Genomic DNA, 22,316 nt, shown 5'->3' with positions numbered 1-22,316 from the left:
TTCACTGCGCGGTAAGAACCTATTTTTGAGTCTTACTATAATTGACGTCAATTATTGTAGTAACCCTAAAAAAATCATCAAATCATGGCTTTAGCGTTAATATCAGAGCTAGTTACAACCCCCATTGTAGCTAATGAAAAAATACATGTCTTAGGTTACAATAATATCGGCGATGGCGGCGGAGGTGACTTCTACTGGGATGCAGCATCCAGTGCCCAGGAAGATGGTGGCACCATTTTTAAATCACAGAACTCAGCTACCGGAAGATGGAAACGGCTCTATAACAGCCCTTTAAGCGCAGTATGGTTTGGCGCCAAAGGCGACGGGACTACTGACGACAGCAATAGCCTGCTCAAAGCGGTAAAAACAGCACAAGGTCGCATCCTCGACGGCGAAGGCAGAACATACCTGGTGTCTTTATCCCTTTTGGTACAAAGTAATACCACAATCAGGAATTTCAGGTTCCAGCATGCAGGATCAGGCACTGATTTCAGTTCCGTTCTAACAGTAGATGGATTGGACAGTGAAAAACAAAATATTCTGTTTGAAAACATTTATATAAACGGTAATCGTGACAACCATGTTAATATAAACGCTGCCGCTGAGGATGGTGGTCGTCATGGTATCAGATGCCTGGGAGCATGTAAACACCTGACCTTCCGGAATGTGGAAATTGAATATTGTGCTACTGACGGCATTGAGTTCTTTTCAGGACAAGCTATTCAATCTCTCGATACATACTTGTTCGAGTACATTAAAATTGAGGATTCCCGCTTTAGCTGGAATAGAAGGCATGGCATCAGCGGAGATTGTATGAAAGCCGTTGAGCTGAAAAATGTCGAACTCTCTTTTAATGGGCTGGATACCGCATTGGCTACCGGGAAACCGGATAATCATGGTTCCAAAGGCGATAGAGTAAACGGTAATTTATATGGAAATGGCGTTGACTGGGAAGGCTATTCTAATGGCACGAATATCGTTGACCTTTTAATGGATAATGTCAGGGCTTTTAAAAACGCGATCTGTGGTATACAGTTCTGGGACTATTCCAAAAATACAGATAATGAAAGTACCTGGAGACCCTGGGAAAGGATCCGCATCGTAAATTCCTATTCTGATCAAGGCCAGTTCCCTACGCCTTCCTTTGGTACCGGCACTTTATATAATTCCGCTATCCGCTTACTGGGATCGCCGCTATACGGCACCTTCCGCGATATTGCCATTGAGAATAACTTCCTGGAAGGTAATATTCTTCTTCAATCCTGCGACAAGGTAAGCATCAGTAATAACAATGCAGATTTCATTTATCCTGTTGGCGTAGATGAACGGCCTAACCAGCTGCTATACTGCAGGGATGTTTTTATCAGAGACCTTCAGTATACCTGTAATGTGGAGCCTATGTTATTCTATAGCAGTAACAGTACAGGAGTAGTATATGAAAATTCAAAGAACAATATTGAATGGGCGGGCAAGTACCTTGATGTGATACCTTCCTTCGTACAAGACCTTAGAGTACACAGGATAGGCAATACACTCAAATTCTACCTGAAAATAGGTAATGCAGCAATTGCGTCCGGCGACACCATCCTCAAGTTCAAATGGTGGTCTAAAAACAACCAGCCATTCAAGGTAATCAACTTCTATCGGATAGACAGTTTTGCACCAGCATTCAATGCAGTCCTTAAAGGAAGTCAAAATGGAGACTCACTGACAGCATTGGCTGCCTATAACTTTACGGGCAATGCCGTATTCTGTGAATTTGAAACAGCAGTGCTGGCGGATATTTTCTAGAAGAGATAAATATGTCAAGGCATTATGATGCAAAAAGGGTCCTGATACCGGACCCTTTTTGCATAGTTTATATACGTTATTCGATGTTCTATAGCACTACGATTGCGACAACTCAGGTCCTTATTTCCGCCCTCATAAACCAGAAGTACGCCAGTGCAAAACAAACCGCTGTTGCAGCGAGTAACCCACTCACCTGCGGCCACACGATCAATATACTTTCCCGCACAGACAAGGGTGAAGGAATAGCCCCTGCCATCTGTTCCATAGTCAAAGGACCGAGACTTCTGACTGAAGGCATCAGCAAGGTTGTTGTAGCATCTGTATATAACTGGCTCGGCGCCAGGCGAAGCAGATCAAGTATTACATTGTTGTAAAAAAGAATATCCTCCTGTGCCATGAAATTGGGATCCGGAAAGAAAGACTTTACGATCATGTTTACGACAATCCTGTAAAAAACAGTAAAGAACAACCAGATGCCAATGGCCGTGAGTGCAGAAGTGGTGGCCTGCCGGAACTTTACAGAAAGCAGTATTGCCAGGCTTAACCAAAAGCCTACATACAGCACAGTAAGTACCACAAAAGACAATATCCGGCAAAATTCAGCCCCTTCGATCCTGACACCGGTAATAATCAGCCCACCACCGATCATCAGCAGGCTAAGTGACAAAAACAAAACAGCTACTACGACCAGGGCACTCACAAATTTGGCGAGCAACAAATTATCCCTGTACACCGGTTGTGCCAGTAGCCTGATCAGCGTACCATTGTTCCGCTCTGCGTTAATCGCATCAAATCCCAGGCTGATGCCCAGAAGAGCTCCCAGAAAGCTCATGAAAATATGAAAGGGAGGAAGCGACCCGTCTGTTGCCGTCAGCAATTTCAGGTAAAGGAACAGGCGGTCCGGATCGTTTTCATTCGAAACCGCCGCTTTCAGATTGCTCAGGGAAACATACATTGCTCCTGCAAAAGTCAATACAATAAGTATAAGTAATACAATAAACCGCCAGCTGCGGATATGATCGGCAACTTCTTTACGTACCATCACTACAAAGGGCTGCTGACGGGATACCGCATCTGATACACCTCGGCTTCCTGCTTTTTTACTGTGCAGTCTTCCTGAAAAAAGATCTTTGAAATAAACCACTGGACTTTCCATGAGACACGTTTTCAGTTAGATTATTATCAAAATACCGTTGATAAATTTCTTCTAATCCATATTCCTTCTGATGTACTCCCATAATGTCGAAACCTTTCTCTACAAGGAATCTTACCAATTTGGGAGTGATATTTCCGGTACAGGACACCTCAATGGTGTTGCCTGATGCCGTCACCTTTTTGACAGCCTCCATTTGCAACAGCATTGATTCCCATGCCGTGGTATCAGACAGCGCATCCTTTACCGTTATCGTTACCAGGTAGGCCTCTTCAGAAAACAGATGCTGGGAGAGTTGATGAATGTCGCCTTCTGCCAGCAGTTTACCGCCAACAAAAATTCCTACACGGTCGCAAACTTGTTGCACCTGATGCAGGTGATGAGAAGAAAGTAATACGGTAATACCTTGCTGGCGGCTCAATTGCCGGATAAGATGTAGGAACTCTTTTACTCCTGTAGGATCAATACCAAGTGTTGGTTCATCCAGGATGATCACTTCCGGTTGCCTGATCAATACATCTGCCAGGCCCAGTCGTTGTTTCATACCACGGGAATAAGCGCTGGTCTTTTTGTGCATGGCAGCACCCAATCCTACCAGTTCCATCATTTCCTGCACACGATGATACACATCATGTGCGGGTATACCATTCAATCTGGCGATATATGACAGGTTCTCGAAAGCGGTCATATTATCATAGAACCCCACACTATCGGGCATATAACCGACCTTGCGTTTTACGCTGATAGGATCTTTAGTGGCATTAAAACCACATACTCTTGCCATGCCGCCGGAAGGCTCGGTAAGCCCCAGCATCATCAATATGGTAGTGGTCTTGCCAGCGCCATTCGGCCCCAGCAAACCGAATACTTCACCGGCATTAATCCTTAGATGGAGATTGTCTACAGCTTTCAGAGAACCATAGAATTTTGTCAATCCTTCCAGTTCAATAATTGCGTTTTCCATATGTAAACACGCTTATCTTCTGCCGTATTTTCGGATCAGGTAATAGATAATTGCAATAGCCAACAGGATCACCGATATGCCCAGCCAGCCTGCCAGCCATGAAGTGGTAACCGTCATACGAAAAGTAGCATTGGCGGTTGCATTGGCATTCTTAACAGTGAAATTCGTCACATAATCACCGGCAATCGTTTTGTCTGGTACATGCAACTTTGCAATAACATCTATTGATTTACCAGCCTCCAGCCGCTCAATTTTAGCCGGCTCAAAAGTAGCGTCCCATTTGGGTGGCGATTGTGCGGATAACTCCAGCCCGTCAAGGGGAAGCGAGCCGGTGTTCTTTATTGTCAGGTGAATAGGTTTGCGGCTGCCCTCCGTAATTTCGTCGCTCAAACGCCCGTCCGGAGTTGTCAGCTCCACAGCATATGTTCCCTTGACAACGGCCTCCAGTGCAAGGAGTAAGGTATCACCTTCAGCGACAGCGGTAACCGGAATATTATATTTCCCCGGTGTTACCGCAGGCGAGGGTACGATCTCTATGGACACATCCTGTGTCCTGTTTGAATCGAGCCTGAAGGAGGTAACCTGCATGCCATCTACCCGGAATGTTGTGCTCCAACCGGCTGGTACAGGGGCATTGAATTCAAAGATGGCTGCATGATTCCTTCCATTGTACAGGGAGGCATTGTACCTGAATGTTTCCCTGGATGTTGCTTCCAGATTGATCAGGCGGGCGGTGAACGTCGAAGTCCGGGCACGGGCCGGGGGACTACCCTTAAATGAAAGTGGAACAAAAGAAAATACCGCAACAATAAGACAGAAAGGGATGTAAAGGCGGAATCCTCGGCCCTCGTTTCGCCGGGATTGACGAATTAGCGCTAACATAAAACTAACAAATACTTAAATTCATTAATAAAACAAAAGCGCCTTTTAAAAAGGCCCGCTAATTTAAAATAAAGTGAATATTTTTTCCAAATGAAATTTAAAAAAAATTTGTGTTAGGTTGGAAAACAAGAGAAACAGCCTGCCCATACGTTCCGGGCAGGCTGTCAGATCCATACTAAGCAGCATTACTATAAGAATTGTATACGTATCACTTATCTCCCACACGATATTGAAGATCCACGGGAATTGGAATAGGCTCCTTAGTATTCAGTATACCCGGTGTGAGATAAGACAGCTTTAATTTAAAATCTTCATGCGTATGCAGATATTCCAATCGAAAAGGATAATACCCCTTTTCCAGAGGTAAGATGTATGAATACGTGCGGTTGCTGTAAGAACCTTTCCATTGTATCAGTAGCTTGTTGTTAAGATATAGTTTCGAATCTTTGTCAGCATCCAGCACGAAGATATAATAGCCATCTTCTTTTGTCTGCAATAGTCCATCTATCACCAAAGCAAAATCATTCTTACGCGGCAGCTTATCTGCATCGAAATCGGCAGTGGTGATGCCCTCCTGTTGTGGCTTCAGATTCTTAAAGTTTGTGGTGCTATCCCATTTACCTTCATAATAAGCATAATGAAAACCGCCTGCCTGTATATTCTTTTGTTTTGAAACAGGACTTAAAGCATTTCCAGCGGTAAACTCACCAGTTTTTATTTTATCATAACGTGACCGGTTGGTGAACTGTTTTACAGTGATTTTTGTAGCATCAGTTATATTGATCTCAGGCAATACTTTGGCAGACGAAATTGTAGGTTGGGTGCCATCAAGCGTATAATAAGCTTTTGTCGTATCACCAAAGTACCATACTTTCAAAGGTTTGTCTTTCGACACGATACCATTCATCGGATGAAATTCAATCTGACCGTTATGCCATCCATAAGAATACTTCAATCCATCATATATGCTTTTAAACCTTACCGAACTGTGTGTTTCATCTGGATAATTAATATGCTTCCAGGTCAATCCTGCAGGAGCCATTTTTTCCAGGACAGTATCCATACTGGCAATCCTCATGCCTTCACCATCCTTGCCCTCTCTGCCACTCATGAATAGCGTGATATTGGAACCAGCCAATGCGGGCAACTTACCAGGTGCGATCTTTTGTATATAGAGATTATCCCACCAGAGACTTGGATCAACAGCAATATATGATTTAAAGGTTTTGGGCTCATTTAACATTGCATTGATAACAAACATCCCGCCTAATGAATGCCCCCATATTGTATTATCCCCATTAGATGGATATGCTTTATTGATATAGGGGATCAGTTCATCCTTGATAAAACCAAGGAAGTTAGCTGCACCTCCCGAGGTTTTCCAGTCATCTATATGAGTGGGCGTGAAGTCTTTAATACGATCGATACCCAGCACGCTCACAACGATAGTTGGAGGCATATACCCCTCTCCTTCTACAAATCGTTGCACCTTGTTTATTAAGCCGGTGTTCCAGTTACCGCCATCAAGTACATACAGCACATCATATTTTTCAGTGCTGCCCGGCTTATAGCTTTGAGGTACGAATACCTGCAAAAGCCGTTTCTCTTTTAGTATAGTTGAATTGATAGAGTCGAGTCTTCCTACATCGAATACTCGCCAGACAGTGTCCTGAGCTTTCGCTACATTCGGCCTGCTACTTATTATTACTATAAGTATCATGAAAAGGATAAATCTAATTTTCATTGGGATGTATAGTTTGGTTATTAATGGTATCTGGATAAAACAATGTTGACACCAAAATAGAGCTTTCTATCCAACAAACCTTGCGAATCTGCTCCACCTGTCCTTCCATTCAAAAAAAATATTCCCTTCTGCATTTTTTTTGCCCTATCTTAATCGGTCAGGTTTTAACTATATAATTGTGTACAATTGACAATCATTGCTTCCTATTATGAAACAACTGCATGCTTTAAAAGATCCAATTCTGGCAACATTGCTCTTTTCCGCGGCCTGTCTTCCTGCCTGTAAACAGGATGCCGGCCCGGCAGACAAGCGCATCAAACGAATGGATACTATCCTTACGGCCCATCTGGCAGACTCTATTGGCGCCATGGTAAAGCCTGAACTGGCGGATAATCTGTCCCTTACCCTATGGGGTATTGACTCACTGGTGATATCTCCTATTGCTATTGATATAGACGACCAGGGAAGGGTGTATTACACCACCACCGACAGGCAGAAACATTCTGAATTTGACATACGCGGGCACCGCGATTGGGAAATTCCATCCATCAGTCTGCAAACGGTAGAAGACCGCCGTGCCTTCCTGCATAAGGAGCTGTCTCCCGAGAACAGCAAAAAGAACTTGTGGCTGGATGACCTGAATGGCGACAGCTCGCACGACTGGCGGGACCTGACCATAGAAAAGGAACACGTATACCGTCTGGATGATGTATCCGGAGACGGTGTAGCAGATCAGGCACAATTGGTAGTGGACGACTTCCACGATGAGGTAACCGATGTTGCCGGCGGGGTACTCGCAGAAGGCGATGACCTGTTCCTGGCTGTAGCGCCGGACCTCTGGCGTATACGTGACAAAAACCATGACGGCATTGCAGATGAAAAAACATCTATTTCCCACGGATACGGTATCCATGTGGGCTTCAGTGGCCATGGCATGTCAGGCGTGGAAATGGGTCCTGATGGACGCATTTACTGGCAGATAGGTGATATCGGCTTTAACGGTAAAGGACCCGATGGACAACAATGGTCCTTCCCCAACTGTGGGGTACTGGCCCGTTCCAACCCGGATGGCAGCGATTTTGAGATCTATTCCTATGGCATCCGTAATACGCACGAATTTGCCTTTGATGAATATGGCAACATCATCAGCGAAGACAATGACGGCGACCACCCCGGTGAAAGCGAGCGCCTGGTATACCTGGTGAATGGCGGTGATCAGGGCTGGCGCAGCAACTGGCAATACGGTAAATACCGCGATCAGGACAATAACACCTACAAGGTATGGATGGATGAAAAGATGTACACGCCCCGTTTCGAAGGTCAGGCGGCTTATATCACCCCCTGTATCAGCAACTTCGTAAATGGTCCTTGTGGTTTTGTATATAATCCGGGTACCGCTTTGGGCCCCGCTTATAAGAACACATTCTTTGTAGCAGAGTTTGTAGGCAACCCTTCCAGCTCCGGTATACACGCATTTAAGCTGAACCCTAAAGGCGCCACCTTTGAGTTGGGTGAGCATAAGAAAGTGCTGGGTGGCGTACTGGCTACCGGCATTGACTTCGGGCCAGATGGAGCTTTATATGTAGCCGATTGGATAGATGGCTGGGGTACACATAACTACGGACGTATCTGGAAGCTGGATGATAAAACAGCCGCCGCCACTGCGGAAAGAAAAACTACTAAATCCTTACTGGCAGAAGATTTCAGCAAACGTAAGGAAACAGAACTGGGCGACCTGCTGAAGAATCCTGATATGCGCGTTCGCATGAAAGCCCAGTTTGAGCTGGTAAAACGTAAAGAAAAAGGCGCTCCGCTATTCGAACAGGCATTAAAACAAACTGACAACCAGTTAGCAAGGGTACACGCTATCTGGGGACTTAGCCAGCTGGCCCGCCAGGATAAACAATATGCCAAAGCATTGTTACCCCTGTTAAAGGACAATGATCCTGAAATACGGGCCCAGGCAGCCAAATGGCTGGGTGATATCCGCTATAAGGAAGCCGGAGCAGCCCTTGTACCAGTCCTGAAGGATACGGCCAGCCGTGCACGTTTCTTTGCAGCAGAAGCCCTGGGTAGGATTCAGTACGCTCCTGCCGTACAACCACTTATCTCCTTCCTGGAAGCGAATAATGACGTAGACGCCTATCAGCGGCATGCAGGCGCCCTCGCACTGTCCCGCATAGGTCAGGCAGAACCACTGATTGCGCTGGCCAACAGCCCTTCCCGTGCACTGCGCATTGCTGCTGTAGTGGCCCTGAGAAGGATGAGCCATCCGGGTATAGCAGCATTTCTGAACGATAAAGACGAATTTGTAGTAACAGAGACTGCCCGCGCTATCAACGATGACCTCTCTATTAATGGGGCATTACCAGCCCTGGCTAACCTGCTGGGTACTACCACTTTTAAAAATGAAGCCCTGATCCGCCGTGTTATCAACGCTAACCTGCGCGTCGGTACAGACGCCGCCATGCACAACCTGGTGGCCTATTCTCAAAAAGCAGGCAGTCCGGCGCCTATGCGGGCAGAAGCAATAGACGCTTTAAGCGTATGGGCGAAACCATCTGTACTGGACCGCGTTGACGGCAGACTGCGTGGAGAAGTAAAAAGGAATCCTGCACCTGTAGTGAATCTTTCCACGGCACCACTCACAGCCCTGTTAAAGGACAAAGACTTGCCGGTACGCATCAGCGCTGCGAAGGCCATTGCCAAACTGCAGATCAAACAGGCAGGCCCTCAATTGCTCGCCGCTGTAAAGGCGGACAAAGATGCAGAAATGCGTGCAACTGCGTTGGAAGCACTGGTAGCCCTCCAGGATGCCGGTGTAGAACAAGGCATCACTGCTGCATTGGCTGACAAGGAAAAGACAGTACGCGTAACTGGTCTGGATCTCCTGGGAAAAATGCATTTATCCGAAAATGTAATGGTAAACCTGCTCACAGGGGTTATTGCAAACAAGACGATGGAGGAAAAACAGGCTGCTCTGCTCACGCTGGGCAAATTGCCGTCACAGTATACAGAGAAACCGCTGAACGACCTGCTGGATAAGATGGCTGCCGGCCAGCTGGATCCTGATATTTATCTTGAACTGGGTGAGGCCATTGATAGCAGTCGCTCTACACAACTGGCAACCCGTTACAAAGCGGTGAACAGTAAACTGTCTTCCAACGATATGATGGCCTCCTATCGCAGTTGTCTGCTGGGTGGTGATCCAAGACGGGGCCGGCAGATATTTTTCCATAATGAGAACTCCCAGTGTATGCGTTGCCACTCGTATGATGACCGTGGCGGCACCGCAGGCCCACGCTTAAATGGTGTTGCGGGTCGTATTTCAAGGGAACAGATACTACAGGCGCTTATCACCCCCAGCGCGCGACTGGCGCCAGGATTTGGTATGGTAATACTGGAACTGAAGGATGGTAAAAAGCTGAGTGGTATTCTGAAAGGAGAAACTAAAACAGGGATAACAATCAAGGAAGGAGATACCGAACGTACCATTGCTGCTGATCAGATCACGCATAAAGAGTACGCTCAATCGAGTATGCCGAATATGACACAAATCCTGTCAAAGAAAGAAATAAGAGATGTGGTGAGCTTTTTGGCGGAACAGAAGACAGATAATTAATACGCTTATTTGCTATAAAGAAATGGCTGCATCAGATATTTTGATGCAGCCATTTTTTTCGACGTACACAGTTGAAGCATAGAGATAATCCGGAGATTATCCGGGCCTTTAAAGTGAAGACTATATTTATACCTTATATTCACCGGAATACTCCTTCACAATTTCCCGCACGCACGCCAGATGATGATCATCATGCTCTGCAGTAAAATATGCCAGATCAATGACCCGCATCGGTGTTTTCAGTCTTGGGTGCAATGCCTTTCTTTCCAGTTGTTCATCTGTCAATGTGAGAAGCTTATCCACCAATGCCTGCCGTTGTTCCCTGAAGCGTTGCAGTAGTGTCACTATTTTTGTAGCATTATGATCAGCATCATGCGTAGCCTGATTTGTCAGGTCTGCCGGCCTCAGCTCTGTCAATCCGTTTACAAAATCGTCAATCCTCCTGTCCCACAAGGGTTCAATATCGCCAAGATGTCCTATCTCTTCTTTAATGCTCCACTTGCCGTTTGGTTTTATTGTCAGCAGGTCAGGATCCAGCTGGCCGATTATTTCTTCTACACGCGCCGGCGTTCCACTGAGACGTTCCATGATGCAAGGTAACAGGCCATTGTCTTCAATTATGGGAAAGGTTCTTTTAAACCATTCAGTTCTTTTCATGGGAAATAAATGATGGTACAATACCAAATGTAGGTAAATTTAACTTATATAGATCACTAGTACTCAGTCTCTACACAGGTGCTCACCCTCGTAATACTTACTGAAGTAATTAACTTACCCGATAGCTTACACGAAGAGTGGAGCATCCTTTCTTGGATTGTACATCGGATTCCATTAGCTTTACGCTTCCCTGAAACAGAAAAAGGATTGATAACCTGTTCACATCTTCTATTAGCCATTATAAAAAATCATTTATGAAGTACAGTAAACTTGGCAATACCGGCCTGGTAGTTTCCAGGCTTTCTTTTGGCACTATGACCTTTGGCAACGATCCATCCATTACCGCGGTATACAAAGTAACACAGGAAGACGCACAGATAATGGTCGATAAGGCATTAGATGCCGGCATTAATTTTTTTGATACTGCGGATGGTTATTCTGCTGGTCAGTCGGAAGTAATGTTAGGAAAAGCCCTCGCTAAACGCCGCCAGGATGTAGTGATCGCCACGAAGGTAGGCTTCAGAACAGGCGAACCGGTTACACAGGCAGGGCTTTCAAGAAGGCATATTCTCTTCTCCTGCGAACAAAGCCTTAAACGACTGAACACAGACTACATAGACCTGTACATTGTGCATAAGGAAGACCCCTATACACCATTAGAAGAGACACTGGAAACACTGGATATGCTGGTACGTGCAGGCAAGGTCCGTTATATAGGATTTTCCAACTGGACGGTATGGAAAGCAGCCATCGCCTACCAGATGCAAAAGGAACGTGGCTGGGCTACTTTCTGCAATGGACAGATGTATTATTCACTGCTGGGCCGGGACGTAGAATATGATATCGTTCCATTCATGCAGCATGCAGGCATTGGAATGACTATATGGAGCCCGCTGGCTGGCGGTTTCCTCAGCGGTAAGTATACACGCGAAGGCGCGAAAGATCAGGATAACCGTCTGTCAGGATTCGACATCTTACCATTCGACAAAGAAAAAGGTTACGATGTGGTGGATGTATTAAAGGAAATCGCAGCCACACACAGTGCCTCTCCCGCTCAGGTTGCGCTGTCATGGCTGCTGGCCAAACCGGTGGTATCCAGCATTCTCGTTGGCGCCAGTAAGCTTCATCAGCTGGAAAATAATCTGAAAGCTGTGGAAGTAGAACTAAGCGATACCGAGATTAAAACACTGGACGATCTGACACAACCAGGCGTTTCATACCCTCATTGGTTTGTACAAAATCTGGCAGATCAGAAACACAAAGAAATACTAGGGACAAAATAAAAGCAGGCCTCGTGCCTGCTTTTTCTTTTGATTTTCGTGTCCTTTTTTATTTACTTCACATCTATGAATCAACATATCCTTACGCCATCACAAGCCAGGAAAATCATTCTCCACGCAGCAGGCCTCTCTAAACGGGCACAATTTGGAAAGGGACCTGAAGCAGTCTATCAATTGATTGATCACCTCGGTTTTGTCCAGATCGATACAAACTATGTCGTCGAGCGCGCCCATCACCATACCATCGCATCGCGCGTACCTGACTATAAACAGGAATGGCTGGAAGATCTACAGGAAGATGGAAGGATCTTTGAATTCTTTATCTCTGACGCGGGCTATATGCCTATGCACGACTTTCGTTTTTCCTTACCTGTAAAGGAGAGCTTTGCTGTGAACGGGAAACCACTCACACAGGCCGAAGGCAGTCTGATGAAAAAGGTGTTGGACAGGATAGAACGGGATGGGCCGCTAACTGTAAAAGACTTTGATAACGACCGGCAGGAAGCGAGTTCAGGCTGGTGGGACTGGCGGCCTTCGAAGATCGCGCTGGAACGGTTGTACATGGAAGGAAAGCTGATGTGCACACGAAATAAGGATTTCCACAAACTATATGACCTGCCCATCAACATCCTCCCGGGAGACATTGATACAACAATGCCTGCACAGGAGGAATTTGCCAGGCATATTATCCTGCGCACCTTGCAGGTACTGGGTATCGCTTATGTAAAAGAAATTGCCTGGCGGGCCCGCCGGGTAAAGGATAACTTAGTAAAACAGGAGCTGCAAAAGCTCGTAGCAGAAGGTCAGATTTGCCAGGTGGCGGTCGAAGGGCTTAAAAGCGCCCCCCTCTATATGCTCCCTGGCTATAAAGACAAAAAGATTCAGTTGTCGGGAGATGCTTTCATTCTTTCACCGTTTGATGTATTGAATGTTTTCAGACACCGTCTGCGGGATTTCTTTAATTTCGATTACCAGATCGAATGTTTTGTTCCCGAACCTAAACGGAAATACGGATACTTTTCATTGCCTATATTGATCGGCGATACATTCGTAGCCCGGATGGACTCAAAGGCTGACCGGAAACAAAAGACATTGATCGTTCATAATCTTCACTTCGAGGCGGTAGAACTAAGCGAACCTATACTGGAGAAGCTTACCGATGCCATCAAGGCATTTGCACGATTCAACCAGTGCAGGGAGATCACAATTAAAAAATCGAACAATAAAAAGTATGTCAAGGCCATAAAGGAGGGGCTTTGATCATCCTATTCTATCTCACAACGCATTGTTGAAAGCAGCTTTTTGAACCCTGCTTTTTCATAAGCTTTCACTGCGGATATATTCTCTTCATACACGTCCAGGCGTACCTCTCTGATGCCCTTTGACAACGTCCACTGCTTGAGCGCAGCAATTAATTGCTGGTTGAGTCCCATACCTCTGTACTCAGGCATAACATACATAAATCCCAGATAAGCATATTCCTCATGCTTTAAATATGACTTCGCCTGTCGGATGTCAGCATAACCACACCCTACCGGCGTACCATCTTTATCCAATACCAACAGTTCAGCATTATCACTTTCTATAAACGTCCTGGGATCGTAATACAAAACCGTATCATCCTTTATGGTTACATCAAAAGGTCTCTCTGCATTCACCAATTGCCGCAGGAAGTCATTGAGTACAGGCAGATCATTCAATGTAGCTTTTCTTGTTACTATAGCATCCATATCAATGTGGGCTTCAAAAACGAATTTAGTTCGCGGTTAATAAAAGGCATCTATCCAATGTCAGCATAGATGAAGTTATCAAAGCTATTAAATTCCGCAATTGCCTACTTGTTCTTTTTTTCTCTATACCCCATTGGCAAAAAGTATAACCAGAAAAAACCTATCAGAAATAAGACCAGCGAGGCGATGAATGCCGGTAGGGCAACATCCTTATTCTTTCCAAGTGCGTTATTAAGACCGGTATACAACAACCATATCTGTATGCTGACGTTTAAAATAAGGATCACAATCAAGGCAGACATCAGGGTGTTTGTCTTATTCGGGTGTGCTTTATTCTGCGCGTCTTTAAAATTGCTCATTTGCTTTGATTTGACAGGATGGATATTTACATGCGACCAGTATTTTTAGCGATTCCCTCATTGCCTGCTTTCACATATACATCCTCCCCGCGCATCACTACTTCAAGGGCCGGCAATGGTCTTGGAGGCGGTCCGGCCAGCACTTCTCCGGTCATGGCATCGAAGAATCCTTCATGACATGGACATACAATCTGTCCGCTACCGGGTTTATAATACACTGCGCATGAAAGATGAGTACACTTTTGTTCATAAGCCCTCCAGCTGCCGTCTTCCAGGTGAATGAGAATATACGGTATACTACTGCCTTCTATCACAAACGAACGCGTACCTCCCAGAGGAACACCTGCTGCCTTACAAACAAAATGTTCACCCTTGATTTCTTCCGGTGGAAAAAAGTTGGCTTTCACAGCTACATAGGCACTACCTGTCGCGAGTCCGCCGGATACCAGGCAGAGAAAGCGGGCAAAGTCACGCCGGCTTACTTTTGTTGCTTCTGTTCTTTGTATTGGAAAATCCCGTTTCCAGTGTGGTTCATTGACTTGATCTGACATACCTCGTTAGTTTAATGGATTTTCAGGTGAGTGCTTCCTTTCGGCATCATGATGTTTACTTTAGTAGTAACCTCCTGTTTTCCGAAGATGAATGTATTGACAGGCGTACTGTTAGGACGCATCCGGCTGATCTCCTCCCTTGTTCCATAGAACAAAGCCTGACTGGGACACACCGTTGCACACATAGGTTTCTTACCAGCGCTGGTACGGTCATAACACATGTTACATTTCATCATCATGTCGTACTTTTCTTCTTTTATCGGTACGCCAAAGGGACATGCCATTACACAATTGGAACATCCTATGCAACGGGCTGTATTTGCGCTGTGTACTACCGCAAATTCATCTTTCGTGATCGCGTCTGCGGGGCATACCTGCGCACATACCGGGTCGTCGCAATGCATGCATACCTGTACCGTGGTTTGTATCGTGACAGCACGTTCAACATAATTGACATGGATCATACTCTCCTGACCATTGGTCTCACATTCAGCACAGGCCATTTCACAGGCCCTGCAGCCAATACAGCGTTGCATGTCCACAAAGAACTCCATATTCGTTCTATAGGCGGTTACTTCCATTGTCAGCGTATTTAGTGTGATTCAGATACTATCAAATGCAATTGTCTCACCGGGTTGGGTAAACACTCCCAACGGCTCCAGGCGGCAGGCACATACCTTGAATTCCGGGATTTTAGATACCGGGTCAAGCGTACCGATGGTCAGCTGGTTTGCCGACTTTCTACCCGGCCAGTGATAAGGGATGAATACAGTATCCTTCCTGATCGTCTCCACGATATTGGCAGCAAAATCTCCGGTGCCCCGACGGGTAGTCACCCGTACAGTCTCCCGTTGCCGTATACCATAACGCTGTGCCAGTTCCGGATGTATTTCCAGTAATGGTTCCGGCACAATTCCTACAAGCTTTCCAATACGCCTTGTTTGTGTACCGCTGAGATACTGGGATACGACACGGCCTGTAGTAAGCACAACCGGGTAGCCACTATCTGTTACCTCTGAAGGTTCACGGAATGCTACGGGATTAAAATGTGCTTTACCATCTGGCGTAGCAAACTTCCTATCCTCCCATAACCTGGGAGTACCGGGATGATCTTCTGAAGGACAGGGCCAGAAAACACCCATATTATCCTCAATTTTTTTGTAGGTGATGCCATAGTAATCTGCAGTCCCTCCTTTGGAAGCTATACGCAGTTCATTGAATATGGCTTCTGAGTTCGGATAACTGAATTTATCTGCCTCACCAAGCCGTGCAGCAAGGTCCAGGATGATAGAAGTATCTGTGCGGGCGCTCCCCGGTGGATTAACCGCCTTGCGGATACGCACTACTCTACCCTCTGCAGTGGTCACCGTGCCCTCTTCCTCTTCATGTAGCGATCCTGCCAGTACAATATCTGCATGCCTGGCCGTTTCGCTTAAAAAGAAGTCAATACATACATAGAATTCCAGTTTCTCCAGTGCTTCCCTGACATAATTATTGTTGGGTAATGATATCAGCGGATTAAAACAAATGGACAACAGTCCCTTTACTTCTCCCCTGTGTATGGCTTCTATCAGCTCCCAGGCAGTGAGCCCTTTCCCGGGCAACTCCGCTTCAGGAATGCCCCATACATCTGCTATATATTTTCTGTGGTCCGGGTTGGTGATATCGCGGTTCCCCGGTAGCTGATCACATTTATGACCATGTTCCCTTCCTCCCTGACCATTGCCTTGTCCGGTAATGGTACCATAACCACAGTAAGGACGACCAATACGTCCTGTGGCTAATACCAGGTTAATGCATCCCAGCACATTCTCTACACCTTTGGAATGGTGTTCTATTCCGCGGGCATGCAGTAAGAAACTCGTCTTCGCCTTCCCCCACAGCTCCGCTGCCTGGCGTATCTTTTCTTTATCGACACCGGTAACAGTTTCTGCCCATTCCAGGGTATAGTCCTTTACAGCGGCGATAGTATCTTCAAAACCTGTTGTATGATGATTGATAAAATCATGGTCCAGCATATCATGGTCCACGAGGTATTTAAGCATGGCGCCATACAAAGCGGAATCAGTGCCCGGCTTGACAGGTAAGTGTATATCTGCTGTTCTGGCCAGGGGAATAACCCGGGGATCTATAACAATCAATTTCGCCCCATTATCTCTCGCCCGCCAGAGCCAATGTGTGAGCGTAGGAAAAGTTTCACTCACATTGGCACCGGTTACAATGATCACTTCCGCATGCTCCAGGTCTGCGTAGTTATTGGAAGACCGATCCAGTCCGAACGCCTTTTTGTTTCCCGCGCCAGCGCTTACCATACACAACCTGCCATTATAATCGAGATTGGCTGTTTTCACTGCCACCCTGGCAAATTTACCCATCAGATAACTCTTTTCATTCGTCAGTGATACACCCGACAAAAGCGCGAATGCATTCTTACCATAGGTATCCTGTATCCGTTTGATTTCGGATGTTACCCTGTCGAGTGCATTATCCCAGGCAATGGGCTTAAAGCCTTCTCCTTCTACTCTTTCCAAAGGTTCCAGCAAACGGTCAGGATGATTATTCTGCAGGTAACGTTGTACACCTTTGGGACATAAACGGCCCTCATTAAAGGGGAACTCCATCCATGGCTCAAAGCCTACTACCTTATTATTTTTGACCAGCAATTGTATGCCACATTGCATACCGCAAAAGCAGCAATGTGTTTTCACGGTAGCATCCGGTTCATCTCTTCCCACATAACCTTCCTGCGGCGCAAAGTTGAGATGAGGACCAAAATGGTGAATGATCTTTTCGGGAGATACAGGTAATGTTGCCATGCTGAACGTATTTAATTTCCGGCGTTGCTGCCGGTGCTTATCCAAAAAATGTTCCTCCCTCCTGCCGTGCTTTCAGATGTGCTTTAGCAAGGAGCGAGCGTTTTCCTTCGGGACTATAGTCAAGATGCGAGGTACCATCTTCCAGCGTAAAATCAAATCCCACTTCTTTCGTCACTATTTTCAGATCGTCTACATGTAACCGGGTAGTAAATTCTTTACCGGTATGCGGACAAACCGCCATGCCTTTCTTTTTACCTTCCTGTTTATAAATGTGCGCTCCTATTTGTGCAGGCCGCTGGATGATATGAAAGAACTTACCAAAGGGAATCCATACAAGGAAGAGGATCACTGCAATGGCATGTGTCACCGACATAAAATCGTACGCAATACCTTTCATAAAGGCATAGCTGAAATTAAGTCCCAGTCCTGTCAGAGAAATAATGATGAGCAGGATCAGCGGTAACAGATCACCTTCGAAAGTCTGGGAAGCAATCAGCCCCGCATTGGTCAGTCTTCTTACAAGAAAAATAACGGCGCCGGCAATTACCAGCCAGGAACACCAGGTCAGGGCATGGAAAATTAAAAAGGCAGGCACCGATCCCAGTTCAAAGCTCATCACCTTAAAACCGAAGAAATTGGCATTATATAATTTAGTCATACCCGGCTCCAGTGCGGTAGCAGGATCCAGTGTAAAGTTGATCCATCCCAGTGTAAGCGGAATAGTGATCGCAAAAGCAGCAAGACAACCTGCCGCCAGCATAAAATGGGCCATCCACCGTTTCCTGCCCCTTGGGTAAATGAACTGCTGAAACAGGAGGTTTCTGATGGAATCTTTCAACATCGTAAAAGCACGTACTAAAAAACTGCGGGTAAACACCAGTTGCCAGGTGCGTTTGAAATACATGCGGGTCGGCGGCCTTTGCAGCCATACACAATAACGGTATACAAGGCCAAACAAAGCAAAGAGGGTACCAAATAAATAAGCGATTAATGCCGGATCAAAGTTCTGCAGTTTTCTCGATCCATAGAACGACACCACCACACAGGCAAGAGTGACAATAATCGAGATGACGGCTGCTTTTTTATTGAGAGAGAAATTCATAAACATCTTTTTATGGTTATCCGTAACAAAACAATGAGGTTATGATTTCTTTGCGGTTGAAAACAAGTCGATAAACAGACCTATCAGAACTATTACCCAGGTCGTTAAAGCTAATATAACAAATAAAGCCGAAATGGGTTTAATGAAGGTAAAGTCTGTAATCACCGCATAGTTAAAGGTACATACGCCATACATGCCAAGCGGAAACACCATGGACCAGTACTGCGGATCATACTTCAACGGTACCCGGGCAATGAAATGACGGTATGCAAACATCAGGAATAACAAAGGAATCCACCAGCTTGCAAAGGCCCAGAAAAACATAGTAAAAGCCTGTATGAAATTTGCCCACTGACTCAATTCTTCATGCATTCTGGCATACATCACAAGGCGGGAACCTGCCAGCGAAATAATAGCTACAGCCCCCATGTTGATCCAATACGGAGGAGTAAGCGTTTCTGCCTTCATGCTGAAAAAAAGCCAGCGATAAAGGATCAGGCCGATCAGCACAAAATAAAACATACCACCGGTCATATAAGAACATAGTGAGATAAATGCGATCAGCCAATGATACTGGCTGCTGTTGGCAATGACAGCTCCCAGTACAGCTACCGACTCTGTAGAGACCACTATCAGCAGCCATGCGCCACTAATGCTTTGCTGCAATTCGGGCTTGGGCTCTTTAAGGATATTCACAAGGAAAAATGTGTATAATATGAGCCCCCAGAGTACAAACCCCGCAATCCATATTACCTGTGCTATATCCATACGGCCTGCAATGATAGCCACCTGGCTTCCCAGCACATTATTGCCTGCCACCAGCGTCAGAAAGGTTACTCCCCTTGCCGGATGATGCAGATCATTCCATACAATAAGCGGGTACTTCACGATCCTGAGAATGAGGATGATCCAGAGCGATACATAGAAAAAAACATTCAGGCCCAGGAAGATGCCGGCTAACCAGGTATACTTCCACAGGAACATACCAATAGATACAATACCCGTGGCCATTACGAGCGCAAAATAACCGGGAAAGAAATTTTCCAGTGATGTGGCCATCACAGGTTGACCAGGATGTGCAAGTTTGGTTTCAGACATGATAAGGGTTTTATACAACGAATCTTAATGGCATATAAAAATAAGGAATTAGATAGTGCTTCAGCATGCACTGACTAACTCCATGTATATCCCGGATTGATTGCGTAACTTAGTCCTCGTATGGTAGAAATCTTCGATAATATCAGACAGCTCTACAACTTCAGCACTCCCTGTCCTGAACTGGAAGACTATATCGAATTCATTTCCGAATCCTCTTTCGAAGAAACCTCATTACACGCCAATAACAGTCCTTTTACCGTAAAAATGTTCCCCAGCTGGACTCCTACTATCTGGATCAACCTGGGCGCTCCCTATAGCCTTATAACGGCTAAGAACAGTTACCATATAAGTGCCGCTGACGACGTGCTTATTTTAAGGGACTCGATCACAGAGCGTCACAACCTGCCGTCGGATTATATCTTTACGGTGAAGTTCTTCCCCGGCGGACTGGAAGCTGTACTGGGTATTAACCAGGCACAATTCACCAATAAAATAGTCGCCTTAAAGGAGATCCTGCCAGCGATGCTTATTCACCATATTAAAACTGCCTCATCCTTTGAGGAAAGAATGACGCTGTTACAGGATTTCTTTTTATTACAGCTTTCCAGGCAACAAAAGAAAGATCACTACATACACCTCGTAAAGGACAGTATTGACCTGTATGCGGCAAACCGTATGCAGTATAATACCACCGAGATAGCAGAAAGGCTGTTTATCACCTCCAAAACCATCAACCGCTACTTCAATAACATAGTTGGCATCAGTCCTAAAAAGTACTTCTCTATCCTGCGGGCAAGGGCTGCTTTAACAGCTTATGTAGCCGCTAAGGATACTTTTTCTCCCTGCCACCACGGCTATCATGACATGAGTCATTTCTACAAGGAAGTAATCCGATTCACCGGCCAGGGCCTGGCAGCACAGCAGTAAATTGTCCGTTTTTTACCTGGATTAGTTATTCCAGCCATTCTACTTTTGATAAAAAGCCATTCATGAAGAAGACGATCTTATTAACCTTTGCCGCCATCGTTTTCCTGCTTTCTATTGCCCGTTCGCAGGAAAAACACACTTACCAGCCAGTCATAGAACCCTGTGCCTGTCCTGTTAAAATAGACAGCAGCTTTAAGACCCGCTGCGCCTACCTGGTAGTGCCGGAGAACAGGAAAAAGAACAACGGCAGGACCGTAAAGCTGCCATTCATCATTGTTGAAAGCAAAAATCCTGATAAAAAGAAAGATCCCTTGCTTTTCACAAGCGGAGGTCCCGGTGCAGGTTCCCTGGGATGGGCAGTGGGAGCCTCCCGTAGCCAGATCATCAAAGACAGGGACTGTATCGCATTTGAACAGCGGGGCGCCGGTTATTCCATTCCTGGCCTCAATGGACCAGAACCAGGCGCCGCCATCAAGGAATCCTATAAGAAAAACCTCAACAAGGACAGCATGGTCATCGAAGGCGTGAAACGACTCCGGAAAGGACTGGAAGCCCGCGGTATTGATCTTTCAGCTTATAATACAGACGAGACCGTGTCCGATATTCATGATCTCCTCTACGCTCTGCATATCGATTCTGTGAACCTCATGGGCATCTCCTACAGCGGAGGTCTGATGCAGGCTGTTTTGCAGCGCGATCCTTCCCGTATCAGAACACTGACACTGGATTCACCGCTACCAACATTCATTCCCATTGACGAAGATGAACCGGCCAACTTCAATGAAGCGCTGAACATCCTGTTTGAGCATGTTGAAAAGGACTCTACCGATAAAGCACGATATGGCAACCTTAAAGAGGAGTTCATCCAATACTTCACGTCCATAGGTCATACACCTTTTTACATCTCATACCTGGAAAAAGGCACTACAGATTCCATCCGCGTGCAGTACACCAGGAATGACCTCTTCGATATTATCCAGAACTACTTTTCCAATCCTGCAGAAGTACCCTATGTTATCAAAGAACTGATCAAAGGCAATCATCATGACTATGTAACACAACTGCTGGACGGCATATTCAGCGGCTACCGCGGACCTTCCGGTATGCGGATCTCCGTATACTGTGCAGACCAGGCTGCGTATCACGATGAAAAGGTGCTCCGGCAGCTATACAATGCCTATCCTTATATGGAAGGGTATCATATTAATGACGTCTACAATGCCATGTGCGATTGCTGGACGTACAAGCCGATCAATCCCGCTACCAAACAACCTTTCTACTCTTCAAAACCTGCTTTGCTAGCTGACGGTGAAATGGATAATGCCTGCAGACCATTGTATATCGATATGATCCATCATTATATGCCCAACAGTCATCGCTTACTGTTTACAAAACGGTCTCACGGTGTAGGTGGTGGACAATTACAGCCTTTTATGATACAGTTTCTTAATGATCCTTATAAAAAGCTGGTGTCTGACAACAAGGATATCGTCGTTTATTAAAGAACGTGCTGCCTGCTTCTAACAACAAAGATCAAATATCTACACATCATCATACATACGATACGAATGTAGTGCTTATTTCACTCGCCAGTATCTCTGCTGATGAGGATCAGTAACCGTGATCAACGCTGGTAAAAC

At 45.7% G+C, this 22,316-nt stretch carries 18 protein-coding genes; 6 read left to right on the top strand and 12 right to left on the bottom strand.

Going from position 1 to position 22,316, the window contains the following annotated elements:
- The first annotated feature begins 84 nt into the window (after window positions 1–84).
- Window positions 85–1,791 carry a hypothetical protein gene (locus BLR32_RS16260; protein WP_089833586.1) on the top strand — a complete coding sequence of 569 codons (1,707 nt, stop codon included), beginning with the start codon at window positions 85–87 and terminating at the stop codon, window positions 1,789–1,791.
- 112 nt (window positions 1,792–1,903) lie between these two features.
- On the opposite strand, the gene BLR32_RS16255 is transcribed toward BLR32_RS16260, so the two are convergent.
- From BLR32_RS16255 to BLR32_RS16240, 4 genes are all read right to left on the bottom strand, one after another.
- On the bottom strand, window positions 1,904–2,947 hold the full coding sequence (locus BLR32_RS16255; RefSeq protein ID WP_089833585.1) for an ABC transporter permease: 1,044 nt from the start codon (window positions 2,945–2,947) through the stop codon (window positions 1,904–1,906).
- Window positions 2,892–3,908, bottom strand: a complete 1,017-nt coding sequence (locus BLR32_RS16250; protein ID WP_089833583.1) for an ABC transporter ATP-binding protein — start codon at window positions 3,906–3,908, stop codon at window positions 2,892–2,894. The genes BLR32_RS16255 and BLR32_RS16250 overlap by 56 nt, the downstream gene beginning before the upstream one ends.
- Window positions 3,909–3,920: 12 nt before the next feature.
- Window positions 3,921–4,790 (bottom strand): COG1470 family protein, encoded by an 870-nt coding sequence (locus BLR32_RS16245; protein WP_089833581.1) that lies wholly within the window; start codon window positions 4,788–4,790, stop codon window positions 3,921–3,923.
- Between the two features lie 208 nt (window positions 4,791–4,998).
- Window positions 4,999–6,534, bottom strand: coding sequence for an alpha/beta hydrolase-fold protein (locus BLR32_RS16240; protein WP_089833579.1), 1,536 nt, complete (start codon window positions 6,532–6,534; stop codon window positions 4,999–5,001).
- A gap of 208 nt (window positions 6,535–6,742) precedes the next feature.
- Here BLR32_RS16240 and BLR32_RS16235 point away from each other — a divergent pair, with 208 nt between their 5' ends.
- Window positions 6,743–10,156 carry a DUF7133 domain-containing protein gene (locus tag BLR32_RS16235; RefSeq protein WP_089833577.1) on the top strand — a complete coding sequence of 1,138 codons (3,414 nt, stop codon included), beginning with the start codon at window positions 6,743–6,745 and terminating at the stop codon, window positions 10,154–10,156.
- A gap of 126 nt (window positions 10,157–10,282) precedes the next feature.
- On the opposite strand, the gene BLR32_RS16230 is transcribed toward BLR32_RS16235, so the two are convergent.
- Window positions 10,283–10,813: a DinB family protein gene (locus BLR32_RS16230; RefSeq protein ID WP_089833575.1), complete on the bottom strand. Its 531-nt coding sequence runs from the start codon at window positions 10,811–10,813 to the stop codon at window positions 10,283–10,285.
- A 254-nt stretch (window positions 10,814–11,067) separates the two neighbouring features.
- On the opposite strand from BLR32_RS16230, the gene BLR32_RS16225 reads away from it, so the two are divergent.
- Together BLR32_RS16225 and BLR32_RS16220 are read left to right on the top strand one after the other, a co-directional pair.
- Window positions 11,068–12,096, top strand: coding sequence for an aldo/keto reductase (locus tag BLR32_RS16225; RefSeq protein ID WP_089833573.1), 1,029 nt, complete (start codon window positions 11,068–11,070; stop codon window positions 12,094–12,096).
- Window positions 12,097–12,159: 63 nt separating this feature from the next.
- Window positions 12,160–13,353: a winged helix-turn-helix domain-containing protein gene (locus BLR32_RS16220; protein ID WP_089833571.1), complete on the top strand. Its 1,194-nt coding sequence runs from the start codon at window positions 12,160–12,162 to the stop codon at window positions 13,351–13,353.
- A 5-nt stretch (window positions 13,354–13,358) separates the two neighbouring features.
- Here the strand turns inward: BLR32_RS16220 and BLR32_RS16215 are convergent, their stop codons facing one another.
- The 7 genes from BLR32_RS16215 to BLR32_RS16185 all read right to left on the bottom strand — a co-directional run bounded on the left by BLR32_RS16215 (window position 13,359) and on the right by BLR32_RS16185 (window position 19,749).
- Window positions 13,359–13,823 carry a GNAT family N-acetyltransferase gene (locus BLR32_RS16215; protein WP_089833569.1) on the bottom strand — a complete coding sequence of 155 codons (465 nt, stop codon included), beginning with the start codon at window positions 13,821–13,823 and terminating at the stop codon, window positions 13,359–13,361.
- 104 nt (window positions 13,824–13,927) lie between these two features.
- Entirely contained in the window at window positions 13,928–14,182 is a 255-nt protein-coding gene (locus tag BLR32_RS16210) for a DUF6755 family protein (protein ID WP_089833567.1), read from the bottom strand.
- Window positions 14,183–14,208: 26 nt separating this feature from the next.
- Window positions 14,209–14,733: a Rieske (2Fe-2S) protein gene (locus BLR32_RS16205; protein WP_089833566.1), complete on the bottom strand. Its 525-nt coding sequence runs from the start codon at window positions 14,731–14,733 to the stop codon at window positions 14,209–14,211.
- An 11-nt stretch (window positions 14,734–14,744) separates the two neighbouring features.
- Window positions 14,745–15,314, bottom strand: a complete 570-nt coding sequence (locus tag BLR32_RS16200; RefSeq protein WP_089833564.1) for a 4Fe-4S dicluster domain-containing protein — start codon at window positions 15,312–15,314, stop codon at window positions 14,745–14,747.
- Window positions 15,315–15,335: 21 nt separating this feature from the next.
- Window positions 15,336–17,549, bottom strand: a complete 2,214-nt coding sequence (locus BLR32_RS16195) for a molybdopterin oxidoreductase family protein (RefSeq protein ID WP_089834186.1) — start codon at window positions 17,547–17,549, stop codon at window positions 15,336–15,338.
- 37 nt (window positions 17,550–17,586) lie between these two features.
- Window positions 17,587–18,651: a hypothetical protein gene (locus tag BLR32_RS16190; RefSeq protein ID WP_218124202.1), complete on the bottom strand. Its 1,065-nt coding sequence runs from the start codon at window positions 18,649–18,651 to the stop codon at window positions 17,587–17,589.
- Window positions 18,652–18,690: 39 nt separating this feature from the next.
- Complete coding sequence (locus BLR32_RS16185; protein WP_089833559.1) at window positions 18,691–19,749, bottom strand: tellurite resistance/C4-dicarboxylate transporter family protein; 1,059 nt, start codon at window positions 19,747–19,749, stop codon at window positions 18,691–18,693.
- A gap of 120 nt (window positions 19,750–19,869) precedes the next feature.
- Here BLR32_RS16185 and BLR32_RS16180 point away from each other — a divergent pair, with 120 nt between their 5' ends.
- Entirely contained in the window at window positions 19,870–20,676 is an 807-nt protein-coding gene (locus BLR32_RS16180) for a helix-turn-helix domain-containing protein (RefSeq protein WP_089833557.1), read from the top strand.
- 62 nt (window positions 20,677–20,738) lie between these two features.
- The gene (locus BLR32_RS16175) at window positions 20,739–22,178 is read left to right on the top strand and encodes an alpha/beta fold hydrolase (protein WP_089833555.1); all 1,440 of its coding nucleotides are present in this window, start codon (window positions 20,739–20,741) and stop codon (window positions 22,176–22,178) included.
- Window positions 22,179–22,316 lie beyond the last annotated feature (138 nt).

The organism is Chitinophaga filiformis, from assembly GCF_900102545.1.
GTDB lineage: Bacteria > Bacteroidota > Bacteroidia > Chitinophagales > Chitinophagaceae > Chitinophaga > Chitinophaga filiformis.
The sequence above is the reverse complement of the archived record's forward strand: the minus strand, read 5'-3'. Positions and strand labels throughout refer to the sequence as shown.

Excerpts from the sequence above, each read along its gene's own strand:
- BLR32_RS16195 (WP_089834186.1), bottom strand. The coding sequence starts at position 17,549 with ATGGCAACATTACCTGTATCTCCCGAAAAGATCATTCACCATTTTGGT.
- BLR32_RS16240 (WP_089833579.1), bottom strand. The coding sequence starts at position 6,534 with ATGAAAATTAGATTTATCCTTTTCATGATACTTATAGTAATAATAAGT.
- BLR32_RS16255 (WP_089833585.1), bottom strand. The coding sequence starts at position 2,947 with ATGGAAAGTCCAGTGGTTTATTTCAAAGATCTTTTTTCAGGAAGACTG.
- BLR32_RS16185 (WP_089833559.1), bottom strand. The coding sequence starts at position 19,749 with ATGTCTGAAACCAAACTTGCACATCCTGGTCAACCTGTGATGGCCACA.
- BLR32_RS16205 (WP_089833566.1), bottom strand. The coding sequence starts at position 14,733 with ATGTCAGATCAAGTCAATGAACCACACTGGAAACGGGATTTTCCAATA.
- BLR32_RS16220 (WP_089833571.1), top strand. The coding sequence starts at position 12,160 with ATGAATCAACATATCCTTACGCCATCACAAGCCAGGAAAATCATTCTC.
- BLR32_RS16210 (WP_089833567.1), bottom strand. The coding sequence starts at position 14,182 with ATGAGCAATTTTAAAGACGCGCAGAATAAAGCACACCCGAATAAGACA.
- BLR32_RS16260 (WP_089833586.1), top strand. The coding sequence starts at position 85 with ATGGCTTTAGCGTTAATATCAGAGCTAGTTACAACCCCCATTGTAGCT.
- BLR32_RS16175 (WP_089833555.1), top strand. The coding sequence starts at position 20,739 with ATGAAGAAGACGATCTTATTAACCTTTGCCGCCATCGTTTTCCTGCTT.
- BLR32_RS16230 (WP_089833575.1), bottom strand. The coding sequence starts at position 10,813 with ATGAAAAGAACTGAATGGTTTAAAAGAACCTTTCCCATAATTGAAGAC.
- BLR32_RS16235 (WP_089833577.1), top strand. The coding sequence starts at position 6,743 with ATGAAACAACTGCATGCTTTAAAAGATCCAATTCTGGCAACATTGCTC.
- BLR32_RS16225 (WP_089833573.1), top strand. The coding sequence starts at position 11,068 with ATGAAGTACAGTAAACTTGGCAATACCGGCCTGGTAGTTTCCAGGCTT.
- BLR32_RS16180 (WP_089833557.1), top strand. The coding sequence starts at position 19,870 with ATGGTAGAAATCTTCGATAATATCAGACAGCTCTACAACTTCAGCACT.
- BLR32_RS16215 (WP_089833569.1), bottom strand. The coding sequence starts at position 13,823 with ATGGATGCTATAGTAACAAGAAAAGCTACATTGAATGATCTGCCTGTA.
- BLR32_RS16250 (WP_089833583.1), bottom strand. The coding sequence starts at position 3,908 with ATGGAAAACGCAATTATTGAACTGGAAGGATTGACAAAATTCTATGGT.
- BLR32_RS16245 (WP_089833581.1), bottom strand. The coding sequence starts at position 4,790 with ATGTTAGCGCTAATTCGTCAATCCCGGCGAAACGAGGGCCGAGGATTC.
- BLR32_RS16200 (WP_089833564.1), bottom strand. The coding sequence starts at position 15,314 with ATGGAAGTAACCGCCTATAGAACGAATATGGAGTTCTTTGTGGACATG.
- BLR32_RS16190 (WP_218124202.1), bottom strand. The coding sequence starts at position 18,651 with ATGAATTTCTCTCTCAATAAAAAAGCAGCCGTCATCTCGATTATTGTC.